The sequence below is a fragment of the Thermus antranikianii DSM 12462 genome (assembly GCF_000423905.1).
Lineage (GTDB): Bacteria > Deinococcota > Deinococci > Deinococcales > Thermaceae > Thermus > Thermus antranikianii.
In genome coordinates this window covers 1-14550 of record NZ_AUIW01000011.1, presented here as the reverse complement: position 1 = coordinate 14550, position 14550 = coordinate 1, and the positions used below count along the sequence as shown (strand labels likewise).

Here is a 14550-nt window from a genome sequence, read left to right as displayed (position 1 = left end):
ATGGCCCACGAGCACGAAGGCGAGCATGAGTTCATCCTGGAGATCCCCGAGTTCGAGCACCTCTCCTACGAGGTGGAGGAGGGCATCGCCCTGGTTACCTTAAGGCGTCCTGAGGCCTTAAACGCCCTTTCCCAGGACCTCTTACAGGAGCTTGCCGAGGTGACCGAGGTCATCCATCAGGATCCCGAGGTCCGGGTGGCCATCTTCACCGGGGAGGGGAAGGCCTTCGCCGCTGGGGCGGACCTCAAGGAGATCGCCGCCCTGAAGGATCCCTTCATGGCCCGGGAGTATGCCCTTTTGGGGCAGCAGGTCTTCGCCGAGATCGCCGCCTTGCCCCTTCCCACCATCGCCGCCATCAACGGGTATGCCCTGGGGGGAGGGCTGGAGCTGGCCCTGGCCTGCGACCTGAGGGTGGCCTCCAGGGAGGCCAAGCTGGGCCTGCCCGAGGTGGGGCTGGGCTTGATCCCGGGCTTTGGCGGCACCCAAAGGCTTCCCCGCCTCATCGGGCGGGGTCGGGCCTTGGACCTCATCTTTACCGGGCGGCATGTGTCCGCTGAGGAAGCCCTAAGCCTGGGCCTGGTGAACCGGGTGGGGGAGGATGCCCTGGAGGAGGCTAAGAAGCTGGCAAGGAAGATCATGAAAAATGCTCCCATCGCCCTGGCCCTGGCCAAGGAGAGCGTGGTGCGGGGCGAGGGGCTGGACCTGGCGGAGGCCTTGGAGATCGAGGCCGACCTTTTCGGCTATGCCTCCGCCACGGAGGACATGAAGGAGGGGGTACGGGCCTTCCTGGAAAAGCGGGCGCCTAACTTCAAGGGAGAGTAAGGGTAAGCCCTTTCCCTTGGGAGGGGTTTTGGCTTCACCCTCGGGCTTCTTTTGGGCGCATGAGGGTGTTGGGTGGGTATAGCCATTCGGAGGGTGGTGTAATGTAAAGTTGCCCATGACGGGAGAGCGCATCGTCCACGTTGCCAGCCCCAAGGCCAAGCTGTACGCCGAGGCCGACCAGTCCATTCGCGAGCGTCTAAAGGCCTTTCCCAAGGCCCTTAAGGCCTACGAGCTCCTCATCCAAGACCCCGAGGCCAGGGCTGGGTGGAACATGGCCAATTACATCACCATGCGTAAGCTGGGTTACAACGACCATGGCCGGGTCCACGCCCTCCTCACCGGGGCGGCCAGCGTGGCCATCCTGGCCCTCTTGGCCGAAGCAGGGGTGCGCCTGGATACGGTGGAGTCGGGGGCCGGGGAGCTGGAGGATGCCTACGTGGTGGTCCTCCTTTCCACCATGCTCCACGACCTGGGCAACCAGGTGCACCGGGACCACCACGAGGCCTTTGGCGTCACCTTGGCCCTGCCCATCCTGAACCGCATCCTGGAGAAGATCTACCCCGACCCCGAGCAACGCACCGCCCTTAGGGCCCTCATCCTTCACGGCATTTACAGCCACGACCTCTCCCCTGAGCCCTTGACCATTGAGGCGGGGGTCACCGCTGTGGCTGACGGCACCGACATCACCAAGGGCCGGGGGCGGAAGGCCTTTGCCCTCGGAAGCATCGACATCCACTCCATCAGCGCCCTGGCCGTGGACGAGGTGCGCATCCTCAAAGGGGAAAGGGTGCCCGTGGAGATCCAGGTGACCATGAACAACTCCGCCGGCATCTTCCAGGTGGAGGAAACCCTCACCAAGAAAGTGCTCCGTAGCCCTTTAAGGCCCTACGTGACCGTGGTGGCCATGACCGAGGGAAACGGGGGCCAGGACCAGCGCATCGTTCACCGGGTGCGGCTCCACGAAACCGAGGACCGCTTCGTGCTGGATTAGGCCCGGAAGTACCGGTAGGGGGGGCCTTCCCGCTTTACGTGCCCCTCGAGGCGCAGGTACTCCAGGTGGGCCAGGGTTTCCGCAAAGGCGAAGCGCCTGCCGGGAGCGTCCAGCTCCTGGGGGAAAAGCCTTAGGGAAAGCTCCCAGGCGGTCATGGGGGCTTGAAGAAAGCCGAGCAGGGCCTCCAGGCGCTCCTGGTGGTGGGCGATGAGCTCTTGGGCCCGCTTCTTCACCTCGAGGATGGGGCCGAAATGCCCCGCATACGCCACCTTGGCTGGAAGCTCCATAAGGCGCTCTAAGGACGCCAGAAAGTCCTTTAGGGGGTTCTCCCGGGTGTAGGCCCAAAGGCCCACGTTGGGGGATACCCGTTCCAAAAGGGCGTCCCCTACCAGGAGGATTCCTTCCTCCTCCAGATAGAAGGCCACGTGCCCGTCCGCATGGCCGGGGGTCCAGATGACCCGGAGCTTCTTGCCGGCCACCTCCAGCACCTCCCCGTCCTTCAGGGGCGTGGGGTTTTGGGGAGGATGGACCCGCTCCCGGGTTTTGGCCATGGTTTCCCGGATGCCCATAAGGGCTTCCTCCGGGGTGCCGTGGTCCAGGAAAAGCCGCCAGCTGGCCTCCTCAAAGGCTTCGGGTTGAAGCCAGAAGAGGTGGCCCCGCCCTCCCTCCTCCTCGTGCAGCCATACCCGGGCCCCAAGCCCTTCAAAAAAGCCCGCCAGGCCGTAGTGGTCCGGGTGGTGGTGGGTGAGAAGGACGGTCTTGACGTCGGTAAAGCAAAGACCAAGCTCCGCCAGGCTGAGCTCCAGGGTGCCCCGGGCCGTCTTGGTACCCAAGGCGGTGTCCAGAAGGGCCACCTCCCCGTTCCCCCGGAAAAGGTAGAGGTTTACCGTCTTCAGGGGATAGGGAATGGGCACGGGAATCTGGTAGAGGCCTGGGAGGACTTCTTTCATAGGAGCTTCCCCAAAAGGAGCAGGGCGGCCAGGAAGGGATCGGGTTCGGGAAGATGCCAGGGGAAAAGGTAGCTGCCCTGGCCATCTCCCTGGACCTCCTTTTCCTCCAAGGCCCCCTCGAGGACCTTTACGACCTGGTCTTGGGGCAGAACCTCCCCCCCGGGCAAGACCACGGCAAGGCGGTCCGCATCCCCATCCAGGGCGAAGCCCACCGCCGGGGGTTCCACCGCCCTCATGAGGGCGAGGAGGGTGGGGAGGTTTTCCGGCTTGGGGTCGGGGTCCACTCCATAGAAGAGGGGGTGGGGGAGGGGGTGGAGTTCCCTAAGTTCCGCCTCGAGGCCCAGGAGCTTGAAAACCCCGGGCAGCACCCCTCCCCCTGCTCCTCCCAGGGTGTCCAGGTAAACCACCCCCTTTTTTCCCTGGGCTCCTTGGCCAGTGCTTTGGGCCAGGTGCTCCAGGTAGGCCTTTTTCCGATCCAGGACCTGGAAGCTTCCCCGCTTCTGCGGGGCCTCCTGGGGAAGGGCCATCCCTTCCGGGGAAAGGGGTTTCCCCGGGCCCAGGCGGAGCTTCACGCCTTGGTAGCGGGCGGGCTTGCGGCTGGCGGTGAGGTAAAACCCGGCCGCTTCCAGTTCCTTTAGGGCAAAGCCGAAAAGGGGAAACGGGGAAGGGCCTTTCAGGAGGAAGGTTTCCAGGCCCATTCCCCCCAGGATCCCCGCCGCCTCCTCCGCCATCTCCTGGGCCAGGAAGCGGGTGTCGTGGGCCACCACCACCCGGCGGATCCCTTCCGCCTCGAGCCTGGCTCCAAACCCCGCCGCCACCCGGGCCAGGTGGGCGAAGGTGAACCCCTTGGCGATCTCCCCTAGGAAGCCGTCTTGGGTGGAGTAGAGCTCCATGCCTTAAAGTCTACCCCGTGGTACACTCTCCCCCGTGGAGCTCGAGGGTCAGCGCGGTTCCTCGGGGATGCAGGGGCCCCAAAGCAGCCATCCGGGAGACGAGCTCCTTCGCTCCCTGAACGAGGCCCAGCGCCAGGCGGTTTTGCACTTTGAGGGACCGGCCCTGGTGGTGGCGGGGGCGGGAAGCGGCAAGACCCGCACCGTGGTCCACCGGGTGGCCTACCTCATCGCCAAGAGGGGCGTCTTCCCCTCGGAGATCCTGGCGGTCACCTTCACCAACAAGGCCGCCGAGGAGATGAAGGAGCGCCTTAAGCGCATGGTGAAGGGTGCGGGGGAGCTTTGGGTTTCCACCTTCCACTCCGCTGCCTTGCGGATCCTGAGGGTCTATGGGGAAAGGGTGGGGTTGAAGCCGGGATTCGTGGTCTACGACGAGGACGACCAGACCGCCCTCATCAAAGAGGTGTTGAAGGAGCTCGGCCTTGCCGCCAGGCCCGGGCCCATCAAGGCCCTTTTGGACCGGGCCAAGAACCGGGGGGAGGCTCCCGAGTCCCTGCTTTTGGAGCTTCCCGACTACTACGCCGGGCTCAGCCGGGGGAGGCTTCTGGACGTGCTGAAGCGCTACGAGGAGGCCCTTAAGGCCCAAGGGGCCTTGGACTTCGGGGACATCCTCCTCTATGCCCTGCGCCTCCTGGAGGAGGACCCTGAGGTCTTGAAGCGGGTCAGGAGGCGGGCCCGCTTCATCCACGTGGACGAGTACCAGGACACCAATCCCGTGCAGTACCGTTTCACCCGGCTCCTGGCGGGGGAGGAGGCCAACCTCATGGCCGTGGGGGACCCGGACCAGGGCATCTACTCCTTCCGCGCCGCGGACATCAAGAACATCCTGGAGTTCACCCGGGACTTTCCCGGGGCCAAGGTGTACCGCCTCGAGGAGAACTACCGCTCCACCGAGGCCATCCTGCGCTTCGCCAACGCCCTCATCGTGAACAATGCCCTGCGCCTGGAGAAGACCTTGAGGCCCGTGAAGCCCGGGGGGGAGCCCGTGCGCCTCTACCGGGCCCGGGATGCCCGGGACGAGGCCCGCTTCGTGGCCGAAGAGATCCTGCGTTTGGGGCCTCCCTTCGACTGGGTGGCGGTCCTCTACCGCACCAACGCCCAAAGCCGCCTCCTGGAGCAGGCCCTGGCCTCCCGGGGGGTTCCAGCCCGGGTGGTGGGGGGGGTGGGGTTCTTTGAACGGGCGGAGGTGAAGGACCTTTTGGCCTACGCCCGCCTGAGCCTGAACCCCCTGGATGGGGTGAGCCTGAAGCGGGTGCTGAACACCCCTCCCCGGGGCATCGGCACGGCTACGGTGGAGAAGGTGGAGGCCCTCGCCAGGGAGAAGGGGCTTCCCCTCTTCGAGGCCCTCAGGGTGGCGGCAGAGGTTCTGCCCCGCCCTGCCCCCTTGCGCCACTTCCTGGCTCTGATGGAGGAGCTCCAGGAACTGGCCTTTGGACCGGCGGAGGGATTTTTCCGCCACCTCCTCGAGGCCACGGACTACCCCGCTTACCTGCGGGAGGCTTACCCTGAGGATTACGAGGACCGCCTGGAGAACGTGGAGGAACTTCTCCGGGCAGCCAAGGAGGCGGAGGGTCTTATGGAGTTTCTGGACAAGGTGGCCCTCACCGCCCGGGCGGAGGAGCCGGGGGAGCCCGCGGGCAAGGTGGCCCTGATGACCCTGCACAACGCCAAGGGGCTGGAGTTCCCCGTGGTCTTCGTGGTGGGGGTGGAGGAAGGGCTTTTGCCCCACCGCTCCTCCTTGAGCACCCTGGAGGGCCTCGAGGAGGAGCGCCGCCTCTTCTACGTGGGGGTGACCCGGGCCCAGGAGAGGCTTTACCTTTCCTACGCCGAGGAGCGGGAGGTTTACGGGCGCACGGAGGCTACCCGGCCAAGCCGTTTCCTGGAGGAGGTGGAGGGAGGGCTTTACGAGGAGTACGACCCCTACCGGGCCTCGGCCAGGGTTTCCCCCTCCCCTGCCCCCAGTGAAGCCCGGGCCTCCAAGCCCGGGGCCTATAGGGGTGGGGAGAAGGTGATCCACCCCCGTTTCGGCCAGGGCACGGTGGTGGCGGCCATGGGGGACGAGGTGACGGTGCACTTCGAAGGGGTGGGCCTGAAGCGGCTTTCCCTCAAGTACGCCGACCTGAGGCCCGTGGGGTGAGGCCGTGCGCCCGGAGTATCAGAAAGTTCGCCCCTTGATCTTTCTCCACCGGGTGCCTTCTCCCCTGTTTGACCGCCTGGTGGCCGAGGTGGCCACGGCCAGGCTTCCCCTTTTCCCTTATCCCGTGGAGGTTCAGGATCCCTTTGCCCTCTTCCCCTGCCTGGCCCCTTTGGGCCTGGCCGGGGCGGTGCTGGCGGAGGCCCTGCCGCCTCCCAAGGACCTGGCCCCAAGCCTTTCCCTGGAGGCGGAGGCCCGGGAGGCAGGGCTTTTGGACCTGGTGGTCCCCCGGGTGGGGGGGCTTATGGGGCAGTACACGGAAGGGGTGGCCCTGGAGCGGTTTCTCTCCGCCCACTTTCCCGGGGCCAGGGGGCTATGGCTTGGGCCTTTGAGGCCCTCCCTGGCTCCTTTCCTCAGGCCCCTGGGCCAGGTTTCCGTGGTGGCCTCAAGCTTCGCCGAAGGGGATAGCTTTTTGGCCCGCCTGCCGGAGCGGGCCCGGGGGCACGTGGCCCTGAGGCCGGAGGAGGCCAGGGCCCTTTCCTTGAAGGTGGACCTCCTCCTCTATGCGGGGGGGCGGCTTAGCCTAGACGTACTCCAGCCCTTCCATGCCCTGGTGGCCCTGGCCCCGGTGGAGAAGGGGGTCTGGGAAAGGGTGCAGGTGGTCTACTCCCCGGAGGACCTCCTGATCTTCCGGGTGCGGGCGGTCCTCGAGGGCCTCGGCTACCCCCTTTGACGGGCCTCGCGGGCCAAAAACCCCATGCTGAGGGCGATGAGGAGGAAGGCGATCAGGGCCTGCAAGGGGATGGGGAACTGGGGGATGTACTCCACGGAGCAGGGCACCGGGGGCTTACAGGCCAGGGTGAAGAGGTCGGGGAAGCGCTGCTCCATAAGGTGCAGGGTGCTGATGCTTCCTCCGATGAGGGAAAGGGTGAGGGCGTAGGGCCAGACGGAAAGGTCCTGCCGCCAAAGGGCCAGGCCCAAGAGGACCGCCTGCGGGTACATGAAGATGCGCTGGTACCAGCAGAGTTCACAGGGAAGGAAAAGCCGCACCTCGGAGTAGTAGAGGCTTCCTAAGGTGGCCACCAGGGCCACCACCCAGGCGAAGGCGAGTACGACGGGTGCAAGCGGAGCGCGGTTCATGGGGAGAGCATACCGTCTGCCCACCCTGGTGCCTAGGAGAGAGCCCTATTTCTAGGTGGCACCTTCTTGCAAATAGGCGGGCTTGGGGAAGGAGATTTTAACCGGCTGCCGGAAGGTGGCGTGGCTTAGGATTAGCTCGCCCTTTTGCAGGCGAGAGATGTTGGCCTTAATGGCGGGGTCCAGGAACCGGTAAACGGAGGAGGAAAGCTCGGCGGAGCCGCTTCGCCCGAGGACCAAAGTGGCGGAGTTGCCCGCTACCCGTTCGTGCACCGCACTCATGAACTGCTCTGCTCCAAACAGGACCACCCCCAAGGACCGGCCCCGTTCGGCGATGTCCAGGACCTGTTCCAGGATGGGCGATTCCTTCTCCCGTGCAGGAGCGTACTTGTTAAGCTCGTCTACGAAGATGATGACCTTTTCCGGCAAGTCTTCGCGCTCGCTACCTTCCTCCGCATAGAGGTTGTAGATGGTGCGCAGGATATCGCCAAAGACCAGGGTCTGCTCGTCGTCCGCTAGGCGAGCGATGTCCACCACAATGGTTTCCCCACCCCGGATCTTAGCGATTTCCTCGCTTAGGTTTTTGACGTGCCTTGGGCGCTGAGGAATGAAGATTCCTGTTTGACGGGTCTGGACGATGCGGCGGAGTAGCCGCCTAAACCGGGCCACCGATTGGGCACGCACGTCCCCTACCGGCTGGGCTTGCCCATCCTTGACAAGGGGCTCGCCGTTGAGCAGGGTTTGCCAGTCTTGCACGCCCTTCCACTTTCCCGACGGTCCCCATTGCCCCGTTCTGGGGTCGGAAAGGCCTTGGGTGATCTCCCCGATGAGGGCGCCCACGGTGTCCCAGGGGTCGGGGATGTTGGAGAGGAGGAGATCCAGCTTGTTGTAGGTATCCTGCAAGGAGTAAGCGTACAGGAACCAGTTGCGTTCGGGAAGGCGGAAGCTGTTGGGCCGGCCTGTGGTGGGGGTGTCTTTACCGTAGGGAAGAAGGTAGCGTACGTTGCTGAAGGGCTTGGGGATAAGGCCCAGTCTTTCCCAAAGCTCATGCTGTTCCGGCTCCAGGCCCTTGGGGGGCGGCTGGTCGATGGAAAGAAGGTCGCCGTGCTTGACGTTAAGGATGATGACCCCTATGCGGTCTCGGTTTTCCACCTTTTGCAGGATGGACTGGATGAGGAAGATGGCGTAGGAGGTTTTTGTGGCCAGGCCCGAGATGCCGCTTATGTTCACGTGCGCGCCCTCAGGCCCTAGGATATAGCGGCTATCTAGATAGACTACCGCCTGGGTGCCGTTGGACATCCTGATCAGTCCGGCGGGAACCCGGTAACGCTCCGGCACCTGGTCTATGCCCAGGGCAACATGGATCCCGCTCTCGTCAGCAAAGCGCACGGGCCGGTCGTTCATCACCGGCATGTAGATGTCCTGGTCGTTGGAAAGCACGGCCACCCGGGCAATAGTGGTGCCCTGGCGGAGAGTATTGGGTTCGGTGGACACCTGGCCGAAGTCGTTGGAGATGTAGTTGGAGAGGTGGCTTGGGGCATCGGTGGTGTGTTCCAGGGTAGTCACGATGCCAAAGGTGCGGCTTTTTTCGCCTCCGGGAGCCACCTGCTCGGCTTCCACGATGTCGAAGGGGTTGACGATGACCTCCGGTGCCAGCCAGAAGTGGAACTCGTCGGAGGAGTTAGGCTGGTTGGTGGTGGCCGAGGAGAGGCCTATTACTGGGCGTTCGGTGGGTTCAGGCATAGCTCACCTCCATTTCAGAAACTGTTGCACTACTTCCCGGGACACCAGGCTTTCCTTGATGGCCCGCTCGGCTAGAAAGATAGGATACAGATGGGCATGCCACCGACGGTCTTGGCCGTGGGGGGTGACGCTTCTTTCCGCCACCAGGGCACGGGATAACAGGTCAATCAACTCCGAGGGTACCGGCTCCTGGGAGGGGTTGACCAGCTCAGCCTTAACCACCCCCATAAGGGGGTAGTCCATTTGGGTTTGCTCCCGCAACCGGACGTACCAGAAGACCAGTTTGCCCTGCCGGGCGCTATAGGCGGCGGTGCGGTGATAGGGTTCCAGCTCAGCAAGGAGTTTGTAGATGGAGCGGCGCTCGCTCCGGGGCCCTCGTCCAAAGATGAACTGAGGATCCTTACGGAAGTTTTTGGCCACACCCAGCACGGGTTGTATTCCGTCTTTCTGGCTTAAGTCGTTGAGGGTGGGTTGAAACTGAAGGGAACCGTCTACTACCAGCCAACGGTCCATCGCTAGTCGGGGTAGAACTTCCCTGATGAGCTCGGCTTCTAAGTTGTGCATTTCAAATCGCACCTTACCCGCTGCCTTATTGCGCAGGTCGAAGTCGGAGAGTACGCGGGACACGATGTCTCGTTCTTCCAGATCCACAAGCCGTATACCCGCCATGGTGGTGGCGTTTTCCAGTTTGTTCCACAGCTCAGGAGAGAGGCGCTTTCTACCCGCAAGGAGGAGGTTCCGTATCTCTAAAACTTCCCGCCGCACCGAGCCATTATCCTCGCGGCGAAGCACACAGGCCCCGATTTGGGCAAAGTGAACGGGGGTTTCCCGCTCGTGTTCGAGGAGAGTGCCCAGGAAGTAGGAACGGAAGGAGCCATCCAAAAAGTAACGGAAAAGGTGCCTTTTGCTTCGGGTTAGGGGCGGGGTAGGCCGATAGAGGCTGGGTTTGGTTCCATCCAAGCTTTTCTCAAAGATGGTTTCGAAGATTCGCTCATCTTCGTTGAGGGCCTGGTCCTCCCGTTCCTCAAAATCAGGCCGCTCGAGGTCCTCCACCGCGCCACCCACAGCAGAGAGCACCTCTGCTTCCTGGGCAAGGGTTTTCAGGACGTGCCGCAAATCTTGAAGAGCCCTCATGCTTCTTCCTCTGCTGCAGGTACCTCTCCCTCCAGCTCCCGTAGGCTCTCTTGAATCTCTCTGAGCTCGGCTTCCGTCAGGCCCCAAAGCTTAGCCGCTTCCCGGTCGATTTCTGCCTCCAGGGCCTCTAAGCGCTTTTCATCTCCCGCCTGGGCCGCTTTGTGCGCCGCCTGCGACAGCTCCGCAAGCCGCCGATGTACGGGGTCGGTGGGTTGGTAGCGTGGAATGCGGATGTGCTCGAGGATGTGCATAGATCCCATGCTTTTGCCACCCTCTTGGCTATAGGAGGTAGCGGCAAACTGGAAGGCCGTCGAGTTGACTAACGCGGCGATATAGTATGCCTCTTCTTTCGTGTCACATTGAACCAAGCTGACGGTTTCTTGTGGTATGACTGGTTTTCTCCCATGCAAGCCAACCACCGCCGCCTCAATCTTGGCGAGCCTTGTCCACACCACCTTCCAGGGGGAGAAGGAGTAGTGGCCAATGTCCATGATTCCGTAAAACTCAGGCTCACGCTTGCAAAGGATCTGCTGAAAAGCAGCCCGTCGGCGTAGTACGGATTCAAATTGCTTAAGGTAGGCATAAAGTCTAGGATAGTCAACTTTGAGTTTTGCCTCCGGATAGGCCCGGCTTGGGTTGTTAGGGTCCTGCGGGATGATTATCCACGCTGAAGGTTCAGCCCGCCAGCGCTGCACATCGCGGCCACGAAGGAGTGGATAGAGAAGATCAGGCTCAATGGTTTCGGTTACCTCCTCTACCTTCACCTTGGCCCCTTCGGTCAGGTTGCGCACTACCCAGAGCCCATCGGGGCGTTTCAGTACTGGTTCTACCCAGTAAACGGCATTTGCCCCTCCGGTGTATACGCCAGCGTGAGCCTCATAGTCGGACTGGCCTAGGATTTTGCGCACGGCGCGCAGCGCCTTCGGGCGAGCGGTGAGCCAGGGAGAGGTGGGGTTGTCGGGGTCCACGGGTTGGGCCTGGAACTGGAGCCGGCGTGTGGCAGCCTGTACGTCCTCCAGGGTGCTATCGTAGGTGAAGCGCACGCCCCTGTTCTTGCGCCACACGGTATAGGGCACGGGGTACTGGGTTGGCTTACCTTTTTCTAGCACGATTACAGCGGTTCGGTTAGAAGCACCTTCAAAGGGGTTGAGGTCCACCATGTCGTCCACGTACACAATGCGAAGAGGGACTTCCTTGCCCTTTTCCGTAGGGATGCTTAAGCGCCGGAATCCAGCCCCCGCTGCAGTTTTCAGGAGCGATTGGGTGATGACGAAGCCCAGTTTGCCGCCATTTTTGAGCAAGTTGTCAACCACGATGTAGGTCATGAGGGCGGATATGTCCACCTTGACCGCTCCGAGCCGGGGACGCCCACCTGTGTAGGAGCCAGCTATCCGGTAACGGAGCCAGAGGTGTTTGATGCTTTCACGGTATTCATCGGGCAGGTGTTCCCAGTTAATCCAGGGCGGGTTGCCCACGATGTAGTCAAACCGTCCCACAGTTAGGGGGGCGAAGTTGTTCTTGAGAAGCCGCGCCCATAGGCCGTTGAGACCTCTTCTGTGAAGGTCTAGAAGCTTGGTATAAAGCTCCTCAGCCAGCTTACGGGCATTGTCATCCCATTCGCTTGGGTTAAGGTCCAGCTCCCTGCGGGTGCGTTCCAAAAAGGCTTGCGGGTCTACCTCGGACCGGATGCTGCTTTCCAAGATCTCGCAGAAGCGGTCGAAACGTTTAGGGGCAGTCACCAGAGCTGCCGGCACCTGGAAATCACCCACCGCGGTAGGGAAGACGAAGATGCCCTGGCTAAAAAGGTCCTGCCCCTCGGCGGGTGTACGGACCGAGTCGGCCAGGTAAATGGGTATGGTGATATCCCCCTGGCGGTACTGAAGGAGGTCGGAAATGGCCAGTAGATAGTTCACCCGTGCCGTGAGGACGGCCAGGGGGTTGAGGTCGAAGCCCACCACGTTCTTGAGGATGGCTTCTAAGAGGTCCCTCTCCGGAACCATCAACAATCTGCCCAACTCCAGCATCCTTCCGATGACAAGGACCGGGAAAGTACCGGATCCGCATGCGGGGTCTAAAAATCGGGTGCTAAGGAGCTTCTGGCGTAACTTTTCGTCATTGGGCGAGGGGGTTCCGGCGAAAAAGGTATTGTCCAGCTGCACCAGGAGGCGCCATGCGAGCCAATCCGGTGTGTAGTACTCCCCCAGGTTGTGGCGTATTTCCCGGGGTAAGAGGTAGTGATAGAGCTTTTTGAAAAGGTCCCGGGTTTCCTCGGGGAAGAGGGAGAGGGTGGTGGGGTCGTACTCATCTAGGCGTTCGATGAGGGCACGGAGGGCGCGCTCCACCTCGCTGCTCCAGGCGTGAAGGTACCAGGCGAAGAAATCCCCCTCCAGAAGGTTGAGGATGCCGTACTGCCGGAATATGCCTCCCGACTCCATCTCCCCAAGCCTCTTCTGCAGGGTTTCCCCGTCTGCGGCAGCAAGGGCAGAGAACACCGGGGCTCCCAGCCTAACCCCCATGTGGCGGGAAAGGGCCAGCCAGGCGAGCAGCTTGGCCAATAGGGCGAAGTACGTGTGGAGGACGAAGAAGAAACGCTCGGCTTCTTCTGGGGTTTGGATGTGGAGACCTGCTTTGCGCACCCATTTTTTAAGCGGTTCCAACTTGCGCCCGCCAAAGGTTTCGGAGTAGTCTATGGCCTCGCTGAAGAAGATGCGCCATTGCTCAAAGAGCTGGCGGACCAGACCCTCTTCCGCCAGGGCCTTTTCCAAAGCTTGGTAAAGCCCCCGGAGGATGGTTTGGGTGCGCAATTGCTCTATGCTGAAGTCCCGGTTGAGGTTTTCCGAGGTCAGGGCAATCCCCGAAGCCAAGCCCGCAAGCCAGGTGAGGAAGCGCTTGAGCGAGTGGGGATTGGCCTCCACGGGAGGTTCCTCCACCCACCTTTCCCCCATGTGCCGGACGAAGATCAAATAGCGCCCGTCAAACGCCACACCTGCTAGGCGTTCCTTGGCATGCCGCTCCCTCTGGGCGATGCCGGACAGGTAATCCTTAACCTGTTGCACCGCATGCCGTGTGGCGGCGTCTGGCTTGGGCTTGAGGACACCGGGGCGCTCGTACTCGATGACCAAGCGATTAAAGATGGCATCGGCCCGTCCCTGTGCTAAGGTGTACTCTGCTCGGGCTAGGGGCTCGAGGCCCATTTCCCGTAAAAACTCCTCCAATAGAGGCTCTACCGCTCTTCGGAACTCAGCCTCGTTGGGGTTCTGCGCTATGGTTTTCTGAAGAACTTGGTGAAGCCTGTCAGCGTAGTGGGCAACAACTTCTTCCCTGGAAGGGCTCATTTGCCACTATTCTAATCCCGACCTTGGCACCGGGCAAGCCAGCGCCTGAAGACCCGTTAATTACCCCTCCAGGAGGGCTTCCACAAAGGCCTCGGCGTCGAAGGGCTGGAGGTCGTCAGGGCCTTCCCCTACGCCGATGAACTTGATGGGCACCTTGAGGGTGCGCACGATGGGGATGAGGACCCCCCCCTTGGCGGTGCCGTCCAGCTTGGTGACGATGACCCCGGTGAGCCCCACCGCCTCGTGGAAGCGCTTGGCCTGCTCCAGGCCGTTTTGCCCGGTGACGGCATCCAGTACCAGCCAGACCTCCTTGGGCTCCTCGGGGTCGGCCTTGGCGATGGCCCGCTTCACCTTCTTCAGCTCCTCCATCAGGTTGTGCTTGGTGTGGAGGCGGCCTGCGGTGTCCACCAGGAGGAGGTCGTAACCCCTGGCTTTCCGGGCGCTTGCCGCATCAAAGGCCAAAGCGGCGGGATCGGCGCCTTCCGGCCCTTGGATCACGGGGATGTCCAGGCGTTTCCCCCACTCGGAAAGCTGGGCTCCCCCGGCGGCGCGGAAGGTATCCCCGGCGCAGAACATCACCTTCTTGCCCAGGTTCCGGTAATAGCGGCCCAGCTTGGCGATGGTGGTGGTCTTGCCCACCCCGTTCACCCCCACCACCAGGACCACGTGGCCCTGGGGTTCTATGGGCTTGGGGTTTTGCGGGCGGAAGCCAAGCTTCCTCAAGGTGGCCCGGCGCTCGTCCGGCTCCAGCATCTGGACAAGTTTCTCCTTAACGGCCTCCTTCAGGTCCTTCCGCCCCGAGGCCCTTACCTCGGCCAGGAGCTCCTCGGTGGCCTCGAGGCCCACGTCGGCGGCAAGGAGGGCCATTTCCAGCTCCTCCAGGACCTCCTCCGGGCTTCCGCCCCAGGGGATGGCCTTGAGGAGGGTTTCCCGCGTCTTGGCGAGGCCGGCTTTCAATCGGTCAAAGAAGCCCATCGTTTCCCTATTTTGCAAGCCCCCGCACCCCGCCTTAGGGCCTTTACAGACTTGACCGTTATACCGCATAGAGCCCCAGGAACCTGAGGGCGGAGAGGGGATGGAAGGAGAAGGTCTCCAGGGCCGCCTTCTTCTTCCGCACCCCCCTGCGGTACAGCAGGGACACCAGAAAGGCCCGGAGGACCGCCAAGACTTGCGCCCCCACGCCCCGCACCTGGCAGGCGTCCTCATGGAGGAGGACGTCCCGTACCCAAAAGGACCGGTTCTCCACCTCCCACCGGGAAAGGAGAAGCTCCCCAAGCCGCCTCGCGTCCGCCTCCTCGGCTCCCAAGCTGGTGAGGGCGTAGCTCGCCGCGCGCCGTACCTCCCCCGTCCCCTT

General features: G+C 62.7%; 11 protein-coding genes and 1 pseudogene. 4 read left to right on the top strand and 8 right to left on the bottom strand.

Annotated features, from left to right (window positions below; all coding sequences use genetic code 11):
- Positions 1-822 carry an enoyl-CoA hydratase/isomerase family protein gene (locus G584_RS0108095; protein WP_028494179.1) on the top strand — a complete coding sequence of 274 codons (822 nt, stop codon included), beginning with the start codon at positions 1-3 and terminating at the stop codon, positions 820-822.
- A 115-nt stretch (positions 823-937) separates the two neighbouring features.
- Positions 938-1813 (top strand): HD domain-containing protein, encoded by an 876-nt coding sequence (locus G584_RS0108090; RefSeq protein ID WP_028494178.1) that lies wholly within the window; start codon positions 938-940, stop codon positions 1811-1813.
- Here the strand turns inward: G584_RS0108090 and G584_RS0108085 are convergent.
- Positions 1810-2763: an MBL fold metallo-hydrolase gene (locus G584_RS0108085; protein ID WP_028494177.1), complete on the bottom strand. Its 954-nt coding sequence runs from the start codon at positions 2761-2763 to the stop codon at positions 1810-1812. The genes G584_RS0108090 and G584_RS0108085 overlap by 4 nt on opposite strands.
- Entirely contained in the window at positions 2760-3656 is an 897-nt protein-coding gene (locus G584_RS0108080) for a phosphohexomutase domain-containing protein (protein WP_028494176.1), read from the bottom strand. Before G584_RS0108080 ends, G584_RS0108085 begins: the two co-directional genes overlap by 4 nt.
- Positions 3657-3723: 67 nt before the next feature.
- Between G584_RS0108080 and G584_RS0108075 the strand changes: the two genes are divergently transcribed.
- Both G584_RS0108075 and G584_RS0108070 read left to right on the top strand, forming a co-directional pair.
- Positions 3724-5850 carry an ATP-dependent helicase gene (locus tag G584_RS0108075; protein ID WP_028494175.1) on the top strand — a complete coding sequence of 709 codons (2127 nt, stop codon included), beginning with the start codon at positions 3724-3726 and terminating at the stop codon, positions 5848-5850.
- Positions 5851-5854: 4 nt separating this feature from the next.
- The gene (locus G584_RS0108070) at positions 5855-6580 is read left to right on the top strand and encodes a hypothetical protein (protein ID WP_028494174.1); all 726 of its coding nucleotides are present in this window, start codon (positions 5855-5857) and stop codon (positions 6578-6580) included.
- Here the strand turns inward: G584_RS0108070 and G584_RS0108065 are convergent.
- The 6 genes and pseudogenes from G584_RS0108065 to G584_RS0108040 form a co-directional block, all read right to left on the bottom strand.
- Entirely contained in the window at positions 6568-6987 is a 420-nt protein-coding gene (locus G584_RS0108065) for a disulfide bond formation protein B (protein WP_028494173.1), read from the bottom strand. The genes G584_RS0108070 and G584_RS0108065 overlap by 13 nt on opposite strands.
- Before the next feature lie 51 nt (positions 6988-7038).
- Positions 7039-8727 carry an ATP-binding protein gene (locus tag G584_RS0108060; RefSeq protein WP_028494172.1) on the bottom strand — a complete coding sequence of 563 codons (1689 nt, stop codon included), beginning with the start codon at positions 8725-8727 and terminating at the stop codon, positions 7039-7041.
- 3 nt (positions 8728-8730) lie between these two features.
- Positions 8731-9861, bottom strand: coding sequence for a hypothetical protein (locus tag G584_RS0108055; RefSeq protein ID WP_028494171.1), 1131 nt, complete (start codon positions 9859-9861; stop codon positions 8731-8733).
- Entirely contained in the window at positions 9858-13196 is a 3339-nt protein-coding gene (locus G584_RS12075) for an Eco57I restriction-modification methylase domain-containing protein (RefSeq protein ID WP_157626402.1), read from the bottom strand. Before G584_RS12075 ends, G584_RS0108055 begins: the two co-directional genes overlap by 4 nt.
- A 60-nt stretch (positions 13197-13256) precedes the next feature.
- Positions 13257-14171 (bottom strand): signal recognition particle-docking protein FtsY, encoded by a 915-nt coding sequence (ftsY, locus tag G584_RS0108045; protein ID WP_028494170.1) that lies wholly within the window; start codon positions 14169-14171, stop codon positions 13257-13259.
- A gap of 58 nt (positions 14172-14229) precedes the next feature.
- A pseudogene (locus tag G584_RS0108040) lies at positions 14230-14550 on the bottom strand (transposase); the annotation flags it as partial.

Coding starts and splice junctions, on each gene's coding strand:
- G584_RS0108095 (WP_028494179.1), top strand. CDS start 1: ATGGCCCACGAGCACGAAGGCGAGCATGAGTTCATCCTGGAGATCCCC.
- G584_RS0108085 (WP_028494177.1), bottom strand. CDS start 2,763: ATGAAAGAAGTCCTCCCAGGCCTCTACCAGATTCCCGTGCCCATTCCC.
- G584_RS0108090 (WP_028494178.1), top strand. CDS start 938: ATGACGGGAGAGCGCATCGTCCACGTTGCCAGCCCCAAGGCCAAGCTG.
- G584_RS0108060 (WP_028494172.1), bottom strand. CDS start 8,727: ATGCCTGAACCCACCGAACGCCCAGTAATAGGCCTCTCCTCGGCCACC.
- G584_RS12075 (WP_157626402.1), bottom strand. CDS start 13,196: ATGAGCCCTTCCAGGGAAGAAGTTGTTGCCCACTACGCTGACAGGCTT.
- G584_RS0108080 (WP_028494176.1), bottom strand. CDS start 3,656: ATGGAGCTCTACTCCACCCAAGACGGCTTCCTAGGGGAGATCGCCAAG.
- G584_RS0108065 (WP_028494173.1), bottom strand. CDS start 6,987: ATGAACCGCGCTCCGCTTGCACCCGTCGTACTCGCCTTCGCCTGGGTG.
- G584_RS0108055 (WP_028494171.1), bottom strand. CDS start 9,861: ATGAGGGCTCTTCAAGATTTGCGGCACGTCCTGAAAACCCTTGCCCAG.
- G584_RS0108075 (WP_028494175.1), top strand. CDS start 3,724: ATGCAGGGGCCCCAAAGCAGCCATCCGGGAGACGAGCTCCTTCGCTCC.
- ftsY (WP_028494170.1), bottom strand. CDS start 14,171: ATGGGCTTCTTTGACCGATTGAAAGCCGGCCTCGCCAAGACGCGGGAA.